Below are 16,639 nucleotides of genomic sequence, written 5' to 3' on the forward strand. Positions count from 1 at the left end.
CCCTCCAACCCCCGCCTCTTCCACCGCGTCGACCACCTCGTGGGCTGTGTCGAGCTCGGTCTGCTGGAGGAGTGGGTCGAGTTCTACCGCCGCACCATGGACTTCTCGATGATGGCCGAGTTCGTCGACGACGACATCGCCACCGAGTACTCGGCCCTGATGAGCAAGGTCGTCACCGACGGCTCGCAGAAGGTCAAGCTCCCGCTCAACGAACCGGCACCCGGGCGGCGCCGCTCCCAGATCGACGAGTACCTCTCCTACCACCGGGGTCCTGGCACCCAGCACATCGCCCTGGAGACCGAGGACATCCTCGCCGCGACGGACTCCCTGCGGGCCGCCGGAGTCGACTTCCTCCCCACGCCCCGCGCCTACTACGACGACCCCGTGCTGCGCTCACGGATCGGCTCCGTCCGCGTCGACATCGACGAGCTGCGGTCCCGCGGCATCCTGGTGGACCGGGACGAGGACGGCTACCTGCTGCAGATCTTCACCCGCCCGCTGGTGGACCGTCCGACCTTCTTCATCGAACTGATCGAGCGCCACGGCAGCCAGGGCTTCGGCAAGGGCAACTTCAAAGCCCTCTTCGAGGCCGTCGAGCGCGAGCAGGAACTCCGCGGAAACCTCTGACCCCCCACTTCGTATCCCCGTTTCTCCAGGAGCAGCGATGCCGAGGGCGACTCTCGCCAAGCAACCCGACGCCGTGTCCGCGATGTTCGACCAGGCCGCGCGGCGCTACGACCTGACCAACACCCTCCTGTCCGCGGGAGCGGACAGGGCGTGGCGGGCCCGTACCCGCGAGGCGCTGGCCCTGCGGCCCGGGGAGCGCTGCCTGGACGTCGCGTGCGGTACCGGCGTCTCCACCGAAGCCCTCGCCCGCTCGGGCGCCGACGTCGTCGGGATCGACCGCTCGCCCGGCATGGTCGGCCGAGGCGCGCGCCGGCCCGTCACTCTCCGCGTGGCTGACGCGCTCTGCCTCCCCTTCGAGGACGCGGAATTCGACGCGGCGACCGTCATGTTCGGGCTCCGCAACGTCGTGGACCCCGCCGCCGCGCTCCGCGAGATGGGCAGAGTGGTGCGGCCCGGCGGACGGCTCGTGGTCTGCGAGTTCAGCCATCCGACCTGGGAGCCGTTCCGCACCGTGTACCTGCGGTACCTGATGGGGGGTCTGCCGCGGATCGCCCGCCGGGTCTCCAGCAACCCGGACGCCTACACCTACCTCGCCGACACCATCCGCGCCTGGCCCGACCAGCCCGCGCTCGCCGCGGTGATCGCCGGCAGCGGCTGGTCCCGCGTCTCGTGGCGCAACCTCACCGGCGGCATCGTCGCCCTGCACCGCGCGGTCCGTCCCGCCTCCGCCACGCCCGGCCACGCGTCGCTGCCCCAGGTGGCCCGCGCATGAGCCGGCCGGCGGCGGCGCGGGCGCAGGTGATCGTCGTGGGCGCGGGTCCTGGCGGGTCCACCGCGGCCTGGCACCTGGCCCGCCGCGGCCTGTCCGTGGCGCTCCTGGAGAAGGCGGCCTTCCCCAGGGAGAAGGTGTGCGGCGACGGGCTGACGCCCCGCGCCGTACGGCAGCTGGTCGCGATGGGCATCGACACCTCGGCACCCGGCTGGATGCGCAACCGGGGTCTGCGGTTCGTCTCCCGGGGCCGGACGCTGGAGCTCGACTGGCCCGAGAGCAGCGCCTTTCCCGCGTACGGGCTCACCCGCACGCGCGAGGACTTCGACCAGCTCCTCGCCCGGCACGCCGAAGCCGCGGGCGCCCACCTGCACACCCGCACGAAGGTGACCGGGCCGCTGCTGGACCGCGCCGGGCGTGTCGTAGGTGTCTCGACGAGCGGCCCTGACGGCCAGGAGCGCGACTTCACCGCTCCGCTGGTGATCGCGGCGGACGGCGTCGCCGGGCGCCTCGCCGTCTCGGTGGGTATCGAGCGGCTCAAGAAGCGTCCTGTGGGCACCGCCGTACGGCGCTACTTCCGCAGTCCGGCCAGACACCTGGACCCGTACCTGGAGTCCTGGCTGGACCTGCGCCGCGAGGACGGCCGCATCCTCCCCGGATACAGCTGGATCTTCCCCATGGGCGACGGGAGGGTCAACGTCGGCCTCGGCGTCCTCAACGACTCCCGCACCGGCTCGATGCAGGCGCGCCAACTGCTGGAGACGTGGCTGGCCCGTACCCCCGCCGCCTGGGGGCTGCGCGAGTCCCGCAACGCGGACGGGCCGCTGCGCGGCGCGGCCCTGCCCATGGGGTTCAACCGCCTTCCCCACTACCGGGACGGTCTCATGCTGATCGGCGACGCGGGCGGCATGGTCAACCCGTGCAACGGCGAGGGCATCACCTACGCCATGGAGTCCGCTGAACTGGCCGCCGACGTGGCGGGCCAGGCGCTGGCCCGCCCCGCCGGCCCCTCCCGCGAGCGGGCGCTGGAGCACTACCCGGCCCAGATGGCGCACCGGCTGGGCCGGTACTACCGCCTCGGGCGCGGCTTCTCGGCGCTGATGGCGCGGCCCGCCTTCACGTCCCTCGTCACGCAGAACGCCGTGCGGTCGCCCGGCGCCATGCGCTTCATGGTGCGGTTGCTCTCCAACCTCACCGACAGGCCCGGCGCCGACGCGATGGACCACCTCGTCAACACGCTGATCCGGGTGACGCCCTCGCCCGCCGACCACGCCGTCCGGCCCGCGGGGGCGCCGGTTCGGCGGGACCGGGCCCGGGTGCCCGGCTGACGGGAGGGCCGCCTCGTCACAGGGGGTTGTGCTCCCCCAGTGGGGCCGTGCAGAAAGAGCCGCCGACCCGTTCCCCAGGGGTGCCGTCGGGCGCGTGCGGTGCCGCCAAGCGCGGTGCGTAGACCTCGGCGTCGTCCTGCGAGGTGTAGCCGAGGGCCTCGGCCTCGGCCAGTGAGAAGACCCGGCGCGCGTTGTCCGAGACGCCCCAGACCAGGCGGTATCCCGGGGAGGTCGTGCGCAGGCACGCTTCGAGGAGGCGGGCGCAGTCGTCGGGGGACAGCCAGGTGGACAGGCCGCGTTCGCCCAGCGGGAGCGGCGTCTCGAAGCACGAGCCGATCCGGATCGCTGTGACGTCCATCCCGAAGCGCGAGTGGTAGAGGCTGCCCAGGGCTTCGATCGCGGCCTTGCTGACGCCGTAGTAGGTGTCCGGGCGCGGCGAGGAGTCCGCCGGCAGTCCGCCGGCGCCGCCCTCGTCCGTGGTGCGGAAGCCGACGGCGTGATTGCTCGACGCCAGGATGACCCGGCCCACGCCGGCCTCGCGAGCGGCGTCGAGCACGGTGTGCGTTCCGCCGATGTTGACGTCGAGGGTGGCTTCCCAGGTGTCCTCCCTGCTGAGGCCGCCCAGGTGGATCAGGGCGTCGACGTCCTGGCAGGCGCTCCTCATGGCCTCGGCGTCGGTCACCGAGCCGGTCAGCAGTTCGACCGCCTCGCCCGGTTCCGCCGCGGGCTGCGGGGCGAGGTCCAGGAGGCGCAGCACGCGTCCAGGGCGGCGCAGCCGGGGGCGCATCAGGGTGCCGACCGTGCCGGCCGCTCCGGTGATCAGCAGACGCTGGTCGTTCATCTCGGACTCCTCGGGCTCTCGGTCTGTTCGCGAGTGACGCGGGGCGGGCCCGTAACGTGTCAGCGGATGCCTTCGCGACGCAGGCGGCGGGCGAGCTGTGCGGTGGCTTCGGCCAGCAGCTCGCCGACCCGTCGGGCCTCCGCGTCGTCGGTCCGGTCCACGGGCATGGAGCAGCTGATCGCGTCGGTGCCCGGGATGCGGTAGGGGATCACCGCGGCGACGCAGCGGATGCCCGGCGTGCCCTCTTCGTTCTCCGAGGCGTATCCGAACTCCCTGGAGAGGGCGCACGCGGAGTGCAGCGCGTCCCGCGAGGTGAGGGTGTGCGGTGTGAGGGCGGGCAGCGTCGCGGGCAAGAGGGCTTCGACCTCGTCGTGGGTCAGCTCCGCGAGGAGGGCCTTGCCCAGCGCGGTGGCGTGGACGGGCAGGGAGCGGCCCACGCGCGAGACCAGGTGGGTGGAGCGCTGGGCTTCGCGGGTCTCCAGATAGACGACCTCGTCGCCGTTGCGCCGGGCGAAGTGGGCGGTGTAGCCGGTCTGTTCGCGGACCTGTTCCAGTACCTCGGTGGCGAACGGCACGACGGCGTCCCGGTCCAGGTAGGCGGTTCCGCACTTCAGGGCCCTGATGCCGAGCCGGTAGCGGGTGGTGCCGCCGTCCTGTTCGAGCCAGCCGGCCTCCAGCAGCGTGCGCAGCAGCCCGTGCAGGCTGGAGCGGGGGAAGCCGGTGCTGGCGTGCAGGTCCGACAGGGTAAGCCAGACGTCTCCTGAGGCGAACGCTTCCAGGAGTTCCACCGTCCGCCAGGCGGACTTGACTCCGGGCGGCTCGGTGGACGCACCGCCCGCCTGTACCGCGCCGCCCGCTGCTGACGCGTCGTCATGCCGCAGCATTCCTGCCCCTCCTCGTCCCGTTGGCGCCCGTCCGGCCGGGTCCGTCGTGGTGCGTCGAGACCGTTGACGCGCTGGAGCGACCATATTACGTTCCCCGAACAAATTCATACCAGTGAATCAAGTCGGCACGAGAGATGGCATTCATGTACGTGAAACACATCATGATGATGGACACGGAGGGGAGCCAGAGAGGTGCACTCGTTTGACTGGACGGTGATGTGTGCGTACTTCGGGCTGATGGTCCTCATCGGCTGGTGGTCGCACAAACGGGTCGGGAACGTGAAGGACTTCTTCACCGCGGGCGGGCGCATGCCGTGGTGGCTGGCCGGCATCTCGCACCACATGTCCGGCTACAGCGCGGTGCTGTTCGTCGCCTACGCCTCGGTCGCCTACACCACAGGTGTCACGGTCTACTTCTGGGGATTCGCCAGCATCGGCGTGGGCGTCGGCATCGGCAGCTGGCTGTTCGCGGCGCGCTGGAACCGGCTGCGCTCGAAACTGGGGGTGGCCTCCCCGCTCGAGTACCTGGCCATGCGGTACAACGTGACCACACAACAGGCACTGGCCTGGAGCGGCAGTCTGCTGAAGATCTTCGACATCGCCGCGAAGTGGTTCGCGGTCGCCACCTTGCTGCACGTCTTCGCCGGGATCGACTACAACGTCGGCATCCTCGTCACCGGCGTGATCACGCTCTTCTACTGCACGGTCGGCGGGCTGTGGGCCGACGCCCTGACCGAACTGGGCCAGTTCGTCATCCAGGCCGTCGCCGCGATCGTGATGATCGTCGTCGTGCTCGGCAAGCTCGGCGGTGTCTCGGCGCTGTGGACGATGTGGGACGAGCTGCCCGCGGGACACGTCGACCCCACGACGCCGAAGTACACGGGCCTGTTCCTGATGGTCTACGTCCTGGTGAAGACCCTGGAGTACAACGGGGGCATGTGGAACCTGGCGCAGCGTTACATGGCCGCGCCCGACACCCACGCGGCCCGGCGGAGCGCCCGGCTGTCCGCCGCGCTCTACCTGCTGTGGCCGCTGGTGCTGATGTTCCCGATGTTCGCCGCCCCGCTCCTCGTCCCCGGCGTCGACAACCCCGACAACTCCTACGCGGTCATGACGACCACGTTCCTGCCGCCCGGGCTCATCGGCCTGGTACTCGCCGGCATCTTCTCGCACACCATGGCGATGGTCTCCTCCGACGCCAACGCCATCTCCGCCGTCATCACCCGCGACATGATCCCGGTGATGTACCGCAAGGCACGGGCGTGGAACCCGTCGCAAGGCCTGCTCGCGGCGCGCGTGACAACGGTCGCCTTCGTCCTGCTGACCATGGCCGTGGCCACGCAGGCCCAGAACCTCGGCGGCGTGCTCCAACTCGTCGTCAACTGGGTGGCGGCCCTGATGGGCCCGATATCCATCCCCCTGCTGCTCGGCATGCTCCCCTGGTTCCGCCGCTGCGGCCCCCGTGCGGCCCTCACCTCGTGGGCGGGCGGGCTCCTCGGCTACGGGCTCGTCTACTACGTCATCGACACCTCGCAGACCTGGCTGGTGGCCACACCGGTGCTGGTGTCCCTCGCGCTGTACACGGGCCTCGGTGCCCTCGCTCCCGAGCGCAGCGAGACCGCCGAAGAGATCATCGATGTTCTGGGAGACGATGACACCTCCGGCACGGCGGAGCCCGGCACGGAGGAAACCCGCCTCCCCGCCTGACCCGCCCGCGCGAGGGCTCGGCCCCCGGTGCCGCCCCGCGCGGCTCCGCGGGGCGGCACCGGCCGCTGTGCGGCTCGACGCCCCACGCCACGGCCCCGCCTGCCACCCGCGCGACGGCCCGGCGCGACACCTCCTCGTCCACAGAAAGAGCAGGTACCGATGGCACTGCCCCTGGCCCCGCTCGAAGGGCTGCTGGCCTTCCCTCTCACTCCCTTCTCCGACGACCTCTCCCTCGACCTGGACGCCTTCGCCCAGCACGTCGAACGGCACGTCGAGGCGGGAGCCGGCGCGTTGTTCGTGGCGTGCGGGACGGGCGAGTTCAGCTCGCTCTCGCCCGCGGAGCACGCCGCCGTACTGGCACGGGCGCGCGAGGTGGTGCGCGGGCGCGTGCCCGTCTGGGTGGGGGCAGGCGGCGGAGCGGCCGGAGCCCGCGCCACGGTCGCCGCCGCGGCCGACGGCGGCGCCGACGGCGTGCTGCTGCTGCCGCCGTACCTGACCTCAGGGCCGCCTGACGGCCTGGTGGACTTCGTGAGATACGCCGTGGCGGACACGTCGACACCCGTGGTCGTCTACCACCGCTCCCCCGGGGTGTTCACCGAGTCGGCCGCGGTGTCCCTGCTCGACGTGGACCCGGTGGTCGGCCTCAAGGACGGATTCGGCGACGTGGAACTCATGCACCGCATCGTCACGGCCGTACGGTCGGTCGGCACCGAACGTGCCGAGCGCTTCCTGTTCTTCAACGGGCTGCCCACCGCCGAGGTGTCCGCGCACGCGTACAGCGCCATCGGCGTCACCCGCTACTCCTCGGCGGTGCACTGCTTCGCTCCCGAGATCGCCCACCGCTTCCACCGGGCCCTGTACGAGGGCGACAGCGCCGTCGCCCAGGCCCTGTTGCGGGGGTTCTACCTTCCGCTCGTGGCCCTGCGCAACGAAGCACCAGGTTTCGCCGTCTCCCTGGTCAAGGCGGCAGCGCGGCTGCGGGGCGAGAGGGTCGGGCCGGTACGGCCGCCCCTGGCCGACCCGGCCGCGGAGCAGATCGGCAGACTCCGGCACATCGTCGAGAACGGGCATCGCGTCCTGAAGGAGCTGTGACCGCTGTGAAGATCCTCGAAGCGGTACTGACACCGGTCGCGTTCGCCGACCCCCCGCTGCTCAACGTGATGGGGGTGCACGAGCCGTTCGCCCTGCGCAGCGTCGTCCAACTGCGCTGCGAGGACGGCGTGGTCGGGCTCGGCGAGTCCTACGGTGACGCCGCGTTCCTCGGCGAGGCGCGCAAGGTGCTCCCCCTGCTCGCCGGACACGACGTGTTCGACCTGCCGGGGCTGCACCGCACGGTGGCCCGCGCCCTCGCCGACACCGTGCTCACCGACGAGCACGGCCTGATCGGCGGGTTCTCCCTGCGCAAGACCCTCTCCGCCGTCTTCTCCCTCTTCGAGGTGGCGTGCCTGGACGCCCAGGGGCACTGTCTGGGCCGCCCGGTCGCCGACCTGCTCGGGGGTGCGGCCCGCACGAGCGTCGCGTTCTCCGGCTACCTCTTCTACAAGTACGGCGCACACCGCGACACCGGCCCGGAGACGCGCGCCGACCGCTGGGGGGAGATCCGCACGCCGGGGCAACTGGTCGACTCCGCCCGCCACATGGTCGAGGAGTACGGCTTCGGCTCACTCAAGCTCAAGGGCGGCGTCTTCCCGCCCGCGCAGGAGATCGAGGCGGTCCAGGCGCTGGCCGACGCCTTCCCCGGCACACCGGTGCGCCTCGACCCCAACGCGGCGTGGCAGCCCGCGACGGCCATCGAGGTGGCGAGGGAACTCGACGGCGTCCTGGAGTACCTGGAGGACCCCACGCCGGGTATCGCGGGCATGGCGCGGGTCGCCGACGCCGCGTCCATGCCTCTGGCCACCAACATGTGCCTGGTCGGCGTCGGCGACATCGAACCGGCCTTCCGGGCCAGGGCGGTCGGTGTCCTGCTGTCCGACCACCACTTCTGGGGCGGACTGCGCGCCACGCAGGCGCTGTCCACGACGTGTGAGAGCTTCGGCGTCGGCCTGTCCATGCACTCCAACAGCCACCTGGGGATCAGTCTCGCGGCGATGGTGCATGTCGCCGCGGCCACCCCGCACCTGACGTACGCCTGCGACACCCACTGGCCGTGGAAGACGACGGACGTCATCGCGCCCGGCGCTCTGCAGTTCCGCGACGGCGCCGTGCGGGTGCCGCAGACACCCGGGCTCGGCATCGAGATCGACCCCGACGCGCTGGCGAGAGCCCACGAGGACTACGTCCGGTGCGGCCTGACGAAGCGGGACGACACCACCTACATGCGGCGGTACGTCCCCGACTTCGAGCCGAACACCGCGAGGTGGTGAACCGGGGCCCTGTGCCCACCGTGACCGTGTTCGTGCCGGGCACCTCGCCCGGCTGTGCAGAAAGGGCCGCCACGTGATGAAGGTGACGGGATACGCCTACCCCTGGGACGTCCTCGGAGACCCGGACTTCGCCGCCCGGGTGCGCGCGCTGGGGCTCGACGAGGTCGCGGTGGCACTGGCATACCACAGCACGCGTGCGGCGACACCGTGGTCGCCGCACGGCAGTTCCGTCGTGGCGCGGCACGCGGCCCTGTACCGTCCGCTGCGCCCGCACGTCTGGGCGGACGCCGAGCTGACGCCGGCGGCCCCGTCGTGGCCGCGGTGGGCGCACGCCGGGCCCGGCGCCGACAGCGGTGGCGAGGCCGTCCGCGCGCTGGGCGAGGCCGGGATCCGCACGGCCGGATGGATCGTCCTCACCCACAACTCGCGGCTCGGCGAAGCCCACCCCTCCGCCGCCGTGCACAACTGCTTCGGCGAGGTCTATCCGTGGGCGCTGTGTCCTTCCCGGCCCGCTGTGCGGACCTACGCCGCCACGGTCACCGCCGAGGCGGTCCGGGGCCTCGAACTGTCCTCGGTGGTCCTGGAGGCGTGCGGCCCGCTCGGCGTCCTCCACCAGCACCAGCACGAGAAGACCGACGGCGTGTGGGCTCCGGCCGTCGCACGGCTGCTGTCGGTCTGCTGCTGCGCGGCCTGTGCGGCGGGCTGGACGGAGCGCGGCCTCCAACCCGCCGCCGTCCGCGCTCTCCTCCGCACACGTACGCGGGACATGATCAGCTCGGGAGACCTCTCCCTCACCGACGACGGGCTGGACGCCGGCCTGCGGGAGGCGCTCCTGGCCACCCGGCAGGCTGCGAGCGACGCGCTGCGCCGGGCGGTGCTGGAGCGCGTCCCCGCGGGTGTCCGTACCGTCCTGCACGGGTCCATGGACCCGTGGGCCACCGGCGCCCTGCCCGGTCTCACGCCGTCGGCGCCCGAGGAGACCGACGCCGTCGTCCTCCAGAACTGGACGCCCACCCGGGCGAGCGTCCAGGCCGTCGTCGCGGCCCGCTCCCGGCTCCCTCAGCGGGTGGCCGTCGGCAGCTACGTCACCGCGGTGGCGGCCGAACCCGTACCGGACATCAGCTCCTACGTCTCCGCGCTGGCCGAGGCCGGAGCCGCCGAAGCGCACCTCTACCACCTGGGACTGGCCGGCCCCGCCCGCTTCGGTGACCTCCGGGCGGCCTGCGACGCCGCCCGCGGTCGCACTCCCGCCCCCGGCGTCCGGGCACGGTAGCGGCGTGCGGAGCTCCGGGACGGCTCAGGTGACGTGCCTGACGAGCTCGCTCAGCGGCAAGCGCCCCGTCGGGATCGCCGAGGTGCCGGGAGGTCGGGGCGCGGGGTGCCCGAAGGAGAGGGCGGTGCGGACCCGCCAGGGGTGCCCGACCCCGCACAGGGCGCCGGCCTCGTCGGCGTGCGCGGCGGGGAAGAACGACGCGGGGCAGCTGCCCAGGCCCTGGAGGTGCGCGGCGAGCATCATGTTCTGCGCGGCGCGGCCCGCGTCGAACTGAGCGTCCTGACCTCCGGCCACCTCGTCGACGGCCAGCGCGATCACCAGCGGGGCCGCGGCCAGGTGCCCCGCGTAGGACCCGAGTTGCGCGAGCCGTCGCCGAACGCGGCGGTTGTGCACGACGACGAACCGCCACGGCTGCCGGTTGCGTGCGGACCCGGTCCACCTGCCGGCCTCCAGCACCTGGCGCAGTTCCTCGTCGGTGACCGGTTCGCTGGTGAACCAGCGGCTCGCCCGCAGGGTCGTCAGCGCCGGGACGGCGGAGGGCGAAGGCGTGTCCATCACTGTTCCCTCTGTGCGCGTGCCGGAGGCGGTGGACGACCGCCGGCCGGCCCAGGGGACCGTGCCGACGGTGTCCGTCTTGCCTTCGATGCTCTCAGAGCACCTCCGCGCACGGACTGCGGGGCCCCGGCCGGGGCCCGAGCGGCGGCCGGCGGGCCGGACGGGTGCCGCGAGGCGGTCAGCCGGCCGGGGCGTGCGCACCGAGGCGGTCAGCCGGCCGGGGCGGGCGCACCGAGGCGTCCGTCGTGCACCTCGACGATCCGGTCGACGGCGGCGAGGTGCGCCCGGTCGTGGGTGACCAGCACGGTGGCGGTCGCCTGCCGGTGGGTGAGCCGGGTGATCAGGTCGATGACCGCGGCGCCGCGTTCGTGGTCGAGGGCGCTGGTCGGCTCGTCGACCAGGAGCACGGTCGGCTCGTTGACCAGGGCGCGGGCGATGTTGACGCGCTGGCGCTGGCCTCCGGAGAGCTGGTGGGGGCGGCGGTCCGCCAGGTCGGCGAGGCCGACGGCGTCGAGCAGTTCCCTCGCCCTGGGGCGGGCCTTGCCCGGGGAACGGCCGTCGATCTGCGCCATGACCTGGAGCTGTTCGCAGGCGGTGAGGGACGGCAGCAGGTTGGGCTGCTGAAAGACGATGCCGATCCTGTGCCGGCGCAGCTCGGTCAACTCGCCTCGGCTCAGTCCGGCCGTGGCGGTGCCGTCGACGGTGACCGTACCGGAGTCGGGCGTGATCAGGGTGGCGGCGACGGCGAGCAGGCTGGACTTGCCGGAACCCGAGGGGCCGACGACCGCGGTGAGGCTGCCCTCGGGCACCTGGAGGCTGACGCGGTCCAGGGCGGTCAGGCGAGCGTCCCCGTCGGGGTAGGTGAGGGTGACGTCGTTCAGGTGCAGGCTCATCGGGCGCTCCCCAGGGCGGTCAGCGGGTCGACGGAGGTGATGCGGCGGATGGACAGGGCGGCACCCAGCGCGCCGAGCGCGATGATCACGGCGGCGGGGACGAGGACGGTGGCGGGCGTGAGGGAGAACGGCACGGCCGAGCCGGAGACGGCGGCGCCGACAGCGGCGGCGAGGGCGGTGCCGATCAGGGTGCCGCCGGTCAGGAGGACGACGGCCTGGCCGAGCGCGTCGCGCAGCAGGTTCCCGGTGGAGGCGCCGAGGGCCTTCAAGACGGCGACGTCTCCGCTGCGCTGGATGGTCCACACGGTGAAGAAGGCGCCGATGACCAGGGCCGAGATGGCGAAGAGGAAGCCGCGCATCAGCTGTAGCGAACCGTTCTCGGACGTGTAGGAGCCGATCGCGGACAGCGAGTCGTCCTTGGAGACCGTCTTGGTGCCGGCCTGTTCGTCGACAGCCTGGACATCGGCACCGGAGCCGGTGTCCAGGGCGACGACGGTGGCCGTGGGGCCGTCGGTCTTCTCCGCGGTGGGCGGGGCGAGGTGCTGCCAGGTCCGCAGGCTGGTGAAGACGACCGGGGTGTGGCTGAAGGACGCTTCGCCCCGCACGGCGGAGACGGTCAGCTCGTGCCCCGCGAGGGAGAGGGTGTCGCCCGTCTTCGTGCCGAGTTCCTCGGCGGCGGCGGTGGACAGCACGGCCGAGTGGTCGTCGATCCTGGCGCTGTCCGGGGCCAGCGACGAGCCGGGCCGGACGCCGAAGGCGGAGACCCCGGCGCTCGCCTTGCCCGCGGTGGCCTTGGTGGTGGTGATGCCCAGCGGCTCCGCGCTCGTGACACCGGGCGCGCCGGCCCACGCGCGCCACTGGTCACGGGTGACGGTGGAGTCGGAGTAGGACAGGTCCTCTCCGTCGCCGGGCGCGTCGAAAGCGATCCTGTCGGCGGACAGACCGGTGATCGCGGAGATGTTCTGCTGCCCCAGCCCCGCGGTCAGCCCGGACAACAGCCCGACCAGCAGGGTGATGAGCACGATCACGGTCCCCATCAGGGCGAACCGCCCCTTGGCGAACCGGAGGTCCCTCCATGCGACAAACACTTCTTCAGCTGCCCTTCGTACGGCGGAATCGAGGAGGTCTCCACCGTCGCCGCTCCCCCACCCGCCCGGCATCGCGCGCAGGATCGGACTTCGCGCGGCGAAAGGGGGCAGTCCGGTTCCCTCTTTCGACAGAGGCTCAGGACGGAGGATGTTCGTAGGCTGGGGTGATCGTGAATGAGCTGACCCCCACCACCCGGGCCCTGACCTGGTGCCTGCACCTGCTCGTCCTCGGCCTCCTCGCCCTGACCGCCGCCCGTGCCGTGGCCGACGGCGCGCCGGACGCGGTGGCCGTCACCACCGTGGCCGCCGTGCTCGGCCTGGTGTACGCGGCGGGCCCGCTGCTGCCGGTGTTCAGCCGGTCCCGGTGGGCGGCTGCCGGGTGGCTGACCGTCGTGGGCGCTGTCTGGCTGGTGCTTCTGGTGCTGTCGGCCGACGCGGTCTACCTGGCCTTCCCGCTGTTCTTCCTCCAACTGCACCTGCTGTCGCGGCGCGCCGGCCTGAGCGCGGTCGTCGTCACCACGGTCGCGGCCGTCGGGGCCTTCGCGGGGCACCAGGGCGGCATCACGGTGGCCAGCGCGATCGGCCCCGCGCTGGGAGCGGCGGTGGCCGTGGCCGTGGTGTGGGGCTACCAGGCCCTGTACCGGGAGAGCGAACGGCGCCGGCAGTTGATCGAGGAGCTGACGGCCACCCGGGCGGACCTGGCCGCCGCCCAGCACACGGCGGGCGTCCTGGAAGAGCGCGAACGCCTCGCCCGGGAGATCCACGACACCCTCGCCCAGGGGCTCTCCAGCATCCAGCTGCTCCTGCGCGCGGCCGAGCGGGCGCTGCCGGGGCAGCCACAGTCCGCCGCCGGCTATGTCGGCCAGGCCCGCCAGGCCGCCGTGGACAACCTCGCCGAGGCCCGCCGCTTCGTCGCCGCTCTGGCCCCGCCCGCGCTGGAGGACAGCACACTGGCCGGGGCGCTCGAACGGCTGTGCGCCACCACCTCGACCCGCCACCCGCTGGCGGTCCGCTTCCACGTCACCGGACGGGCCGTTCCCCTGCCCACCGCGCACGAGGTCGCCCTACTGCGGATCGCCCAGTCAGCCCTGTCGAACACGGCGCGACACGCCCGAGCCGGCCGAGCCGAGGTTACCCTCAGCTACCTCGGCGACCACGTCGCCGTGGACATCGTGGACGACGGGATCGGCTTCGACCCGCTGGAGACGCCTGCCTCCGGCCCCGACACGGGCGGCTTCGGCCTGCCGGCCATGCGCGCACGCCTGCACGCGCTCGGCGGCACCCTCATCGTCGAGTCCGCCCCCGGCAACGGCACCGCCCTGGCCGCCCAGCTCCCCGCCCACMCCGCACCCCCCTCCGACGACGAGGCCCACTGATGACCGACAGCCCCATCCGCCTGCTGCTCGCCGACGACCACCCCGTGGTCCGAGCCGGCCTGCGCGCCGTCCTGGAGACCGAGCCGGACTTCGTCGTCGCCGCCGAGGCCGCCACCGCCGAGGACGCGGTCACCCGCGCCGCCGAGGGCGGGATCGACGTCGTCCTGATGGATCTGCAGTTCGGCTCGGGGATGACGGGCGCGGCGGCCACCGCGGCCATCACCGCACGCCCCGGCGCCCCCAGGGTCCTCGTCGTGACCACGTACGGCACCGACGCCGACACCCTGCCCGCCATCGAGGCGGGCGCCACCGGATACCTCCTCAAGGACGCCCCGCCGGAGGATCTCGCCGACGCGGTACGGACGGCCGCCGCGGGCCGCACCGCGCTCGCCCCGGCCGTCGCCGAACGCATCATGCAAAGGATGCGCACCCCGGGCAGCTCTCTCACCCAACGCGAGACCGAGGTCCTCACCCTGGTCGCCGAGGGGCTGTCCAACCAGCGCATCGGCAGGCGGCTCCACCTCACCGAGGGGACCGTCAAGTCACACCTGGCGCGCATCTACGCCAAGCTCGACGTCGACTCGCGCACCGCCGCCGTGGCCGCTGCGGCCAACCTCGGCCTCATCCGCCGGTGACGGCACCGCGCAGCGGGGCACGCCTCGGTGCTCCGGCTCCGGCAGCGGCCCTCAGTGCTCGGGCAGCGGCTCGCCGCACCGGTAGCAGAACCGCGCGTCGCTCTCCGTGGCGAGCCGCCCGCACGCGTCGCAGACCCGGTTGAGCAGGCAGGCGGCCTCTCCCGCCTCGCCGCCGGGCCGGCCGATGGTGAGGCCGGGACGGCGGCGATGGACGCTGAGGTACATCAGCCCCTGCTCCCCGGCGGACAGGGCCCGGCGGGTGCCGTGGCCCAGCCACACGACCGCGCCGGCCCGCAGGGTTTCCGTGCCGCTGCCGGTCTGCAGCCGGCCGCTTCCGTCCGTCACGTACAGCAGAACGTCCAGATCGGGTTCGACCGAGGCACCGACCTCGGCCCCCGGCGCCAGGCGCACCAGGTTGGCGTCCAGCTGGCGGCCCCCGCGGTCAAGGCGCCACAGCGCCCCGCCCCCGTCCGCAGGCAGCTGACGCAGCAGTTCCGTCAGCTGTGCCAGTACGCCCGACGCCGGGCCGTGTGCCGCGCCGTTGTCCACCATGACCTCCGATGTGCGGGGCGGCCCCCGCGCCTGTTCCCGTCGCGCCGCCCAGGGCGCGTCCCCTCCCATTTTCTCAGTGCCGCGAGCGGAACGGGCACCGGTACGGCGCGAACGGCCGCGGCCCGCACGGCGCTGCCGCCTCACCGCACGGGTCGGCTGGATGCGCGGGAAGAGCATGGGATGGACTGGGGGCATGACGAAGCCGCGTGAGACCCCTGCCGTCCCCTCCCGCCACCCTTGCGACGAACTCCTCCCCGCCACGCGGCGCGCGCTGTCGCACCGTCTCGCCACAGCGCAGTCCCAGGGACGGGCGCCGACGATGACAGCGGCCGTGGCCCGAGGCGGGGAACTGGTGTGGGCGGGAGCCCGGACCGGTGTCGAGGAGGACCGGCCCGACGAGGACGTGCAGTACCGCATCGGGTCGATCACCAAGACCTTCACCGCTGTCCTGGTCATGCGGCTGCGGGACGAAGGCGTGCTGGACCTCTCCGACCCACTGGAGCGGCACCTGCCGGACACCGGCGTCGGCCAGGTGACGCTCGCCCAACTGCTCTCGCACACCGGGGGGCTCGCCGCCGAGACGCCGGGCCCCTGGTGGGAGCGCAGCCCGGCGACACTGCGCCCGGAGTTGTCCGACGTGCTGGGCGACCAGCCGCGGAAGCATCCGGCGGGGCACCGCCATCACTACTCCAACCCCGGCTATACCCTGCTCGGCTCGCTCGTCGAAGCGGTCCGCGGCGCGCCCTGGCACGAGGTGCTGCGGCGGGAGGTGCTCACCCCGCTGGGTCTGCACAGGACCGGGCCGCAGCCGAAGGACCCGTACGCCAGGGGGTGGGCCGTGCACCCTTGGGCGGACGCGCTCTTGCCGGAACCTGCCCAGGACCTGGGCCTGATGGCAGCCGCGGGCCAGCTGTGGTCCACCACCGCCGACCTCGCCCGGTTCGCCGGCTTCCTGCTGCGGGGCGACGAGCGGGTACTGAGCCCCGCGTCGGTGCGGGAGATGCGGGTGCCGTACGCGCCGGCCGCGGCCGGGAACTGGAGCGGCACCTACGGGCTGGGCGTCTCCCTCACGCGGCAGCACGGACGCACCCTGTTTGGACACTCGGGGTCGCTGCCGGGCTATCTCGCGGCGCTGTCGGCCTGTGAGGAGGAGGATCTCGCGGCGGTGGTTCTCGCGAACTGCACGTCGGGCCCCGCCGTCGAGACGGTGGCCGCCGACCTGATCCGGACGGTGGCGGACGCGGAACCCCGGTTCCCCGAGCCCTGGCGCCCCCTGCCCGAGGTCGATCCGGCGCTGCTGGAACTGGCAGGACCGTGGTACTGGGGAACCCAGGTGATCGGCGTGCGCGTGCGGGCGGGTGGCGCACTCGAACTGGGGCCGCTGTCGGGCACCGGCCGCCGCTCCGCGTTCCGGCCCGAGGACGACGGCACCTGGACGGGGCTGGAGGGGTACTACGCCGGTGAGCGCCTGGAGGCGGTGCGGCGGCCCGACGGCACGGTGAGCCACCTGGATCTGGGCTCGTTCGTCTTCACCCGCGCCCCCTACGACCCGCAGGCCCCGGTGCCCGGCGGGGTGGACCCGCGCGGGTGGCGGGGCCTTACGCAGGCGTGATCGCCCACTGCCGCTGACACCCCGGGCCGGGCGGGGCGGCCCGGGGTGTCAGCGGCAGTGGGCGATCACGCCTGCGTAAGGCCCCGCCACCCGCGCGGGTGAAGACGAACGAGCCCAGATCCAGGTGGCTCAC

16 protein-coding genes are annotated in these 16,639 nt (G+C 73.0%); 10 read left to right on the top strand and 6 right to left on the bottom strand.

Annotation, left to right across the window (positions count from 1 at the left end):
* The 3 genes from hppD to AB8Z75_RS19055 all read left to right on the top strand — a co-directional run.
* The coding region (gene hppD / locus AB8Z75_RS19045) for a 4-hydroxyphenylpyruvate dioxygenase (protein ID WP_369203541.1) at window positions 1–627 on the top strand (627 nt) is incomplete at its 5' end.
* A 37-nt stretch (window positions 628–664) separates the two neighbouring features.
* Window positions 665–1,399: a demethylmenaquinone methyltransferase gene (locus tag AB8Z75_RS19050; protein ID WP_369203542.1), complete on the top strand. Its 735-nt coding sequence runs from the start codon at window positions 665–667 to the stop codon at window positions 1,397–1,399.
* Window positions 1,396–2,724, top strand: a complete 1,329-nt coding sequence (locus tag AB8Z75_RS19055; RefSeq protein WP_369203544.1) for a geranylgeranyl reductase family protein — start codon at window positions 1,396–1,398, stop codon at window positions 2,722–2,724. Before AB8Z75_RS19050 ends, AB8Z75_RS19055 begins: the two co-directional genes overlap by 4 nt.
* Window positions 2,725–2,740: 16 nt before the next feature.
* On the opposite strand, the gene AB8Z75_RS19060 is transcribed toward AB8Z75_RS19055, so the two are convergent.
* Together AB8Z75_RS19060 and AB8Z75_RS19065 are read right to left on the bottom strand one after the other, a co-directional pair.
* Complete coding sequence (locus AB8Z75_RS19060) at window positions 2,741–3,565, bottom strand: NAD-dependent epimerase/dehydratase family protein (protein WP_369203546.1); 825 nt, start codon at window positions 3,563–3,565, stop codon at window positions 2,741–2,743.
* A 59-nt stretch (window positions 3,566–3,624) separates the two neighbouring features.
* Window positions 3,625–4,449: an IclR family transcriptional regulator gene (locus AB8Z75_RS19065; RefSeq protein WP_369203548.1), complete on the bottom strand. Its 825-nt coding sequence runs from the start codon at window positions 4,447–4,449 to the stop codon at window positions 3,625–3,627.
* A gap of 192 nt (window positions 4,450–4,641) precedes the next feature.
* Here AB8Z75_RS19065 and AB8Z75_RS19070 point away from each other — a divergent pair, with 192 nt between their 5' ends.
* The 4 genes from AB8Z75_RS19070 to AB8Z75_RS19085 all read left to right on the top strand — a co-directional run bounded on the left by AB8Z75_RS19070 (window position 4,642) and on the right by AB8Z75_RS19085 (window position 9,795).
* Window positions 4,642–6,156, top strand: coding sequence for a sodium:solute symporter family protein (locus tag AB8Z75_RS19070; protein ID WP_369203550.1), 1,515 nt, complete (start codon window positions 4,642–4,644; stop codon window positions 6,154–6,156).
* A gap of 159 nt (window positions 6,157–6,315) precedes the next feature.
* Complete coding sequence (locus AB8Z75_RS19075) at window positions 6,316–7,248, top strand: 5-dehydro-4-deoxyglucarate dehydratase (protein ID WP_369203552.1); 933 nt, start codon at window positions 6,316–6,318, stop codon at window positions 7,246–7,248.
* Between the two features lie 5 nt (window positions 7,249–7,253).
* The gene (locus AB8Z75_RS19080) at window positions 7,254–8,522 is read left to right on the top strand and encodes an enolase C-terminal domain-like protein (protein ID WP_369203569.1); all 1,269 of its coding nucleotides are present in this window, start codon (window positions 7,254–7,256) and stop codon (window positions 8,520–8,522) included.
* A gap of 76 nt (window positions 8,523–8,598) precedes the next feature.
* On the top strand, window positions 8,599–9,795 hold the full coding sequence (locus AB8Z75_RS19085) for a hypothetical protein (RefSeq protein WP_369203554.1): 1,197 nt from the start codon (window positions 8,599–8,601) through the stop codon (window positions 9,793–9,795).
* Window positions 9,796–9,819: 24 nt separating this feature from the next.
* Here AB8Z75_RS19085 and AB8Z75_RS19090 read toward each other — a convergent pair whose 3' ends face one another.
* The 3 genes from AB8Z75_RS19090 to AB8Z75_RS19100 form a co-directional block, all read right to left on the bottom strand.
* The gene (locus AB8Z75_RS19090) at window positions 9,820–10,350 is read right to left on the bottom strand and encodes a nitroreductase family protein (protein ID WP_369203555.1); all 531 of its coding nucleotides are present in this window, start codon (window positions 10,348–10,350) and stop codon (window positions 9,820–9,822) included.
* Window positions 10,351–10,559: 209 nt separating this feature from the next.
* Window positions 10,560–11,243 (bottom strand): ABC transporter ATP-binding protein, encoded by a 684-nt coding sequence (locus AB8Z75_RS19095; protein WP_369203557.1) that lies wholly within the window; start codon window positions 11,241–11,243, stop codon window positions 10,560–10,562.
* On the bottom strand, window positions 11,240–12,331 hold the full coding sequence (locus AB8Z75_RS19100) for an ABC transporter permease (RefSeq protein WP_369203559.1): 1,092 nt from the start codon (window positions 12,329–12,331) through the stop codon (window positions 11,240–11,242). The genes AB8Z75_RS19095 and AB8Z75_RS19100 overlap by 4 nt, the downstream gene beginning before the upstream one ends.
* 170 nt (window positions 12,332–12,501) lie before the next feature.
* Between AB8Z75_RS19100 and AB8Z75_RS19105 the strand changes: the two genes are divergently transcribed.
* Window positions 12,502–13,707, top strand: a complete 1,206-nt coding sequence (locus tag AB8Z75_RS19105) for a sensor histidine kinase (protein WP_369203561.1) — start codon at window positions 12,502–12,504, stop codon at window positions 13,705–13,707.
* Complete coding sequence (locus AB8Z75_RS19110) at window positions 13,707–14,342, top strand: response regulator (protein ID WP_369203563.1); 636 nt, start codon at window positions 13,707–13,709, stop codon at window positions 14,340–14,342. The genes AB8Z75_RS19105 and AB8Z75_RS19110 overlap by 1 nt, the downstream gene beginning before the upstream one ends.
* A gap of 51 nt (window positions 14,343–14,393) precedes the next feature.
* Here AB8Z75_RS19110 and AB8Z75_RS19115 read toward each other — a convergent pair whose 3' ends face one another.
* Entirely contained in the window at window positions 14,394–14,894 is a 501-nt protein-coding gene (locus AB8Z75_RS19115) for a hypothetical protein (RefSeq protein ID WP_369203565.1), read from the bottom strand.
* A 193-nt stretch (window positions 14,895–15,087) separates the two neighbouring features.
* On the opposite strand from AB8Z75_RS19115, the gene AB8Z75_RS19120 reads away from it, so the two are divergent.
* Window positions 15,088–16,506 carry a serine hydrolase domain-containing protein gene (locus AB8Z75_RS19120; protein ID WP_369203567.1) on the top strand — a complete coding sequence of 473 codons (1,419 nt, stop codon included), beginning with the start codon at window positions 15,088–15,090 and terminating at the stop codon, window positions 16,504–16,506.
* Window positions 16,507–16,639 lie beyond the last annotated feature (133 nt).

It is taken from the genome of Streptomyces sp. PU-14G, assembly GCF_041028275.1.
Classification (GTDB): Bacteria; Actinomycetota; Actinomycetes; order Streptomycetales; family Streptomycetaceae; genus Streptomyces.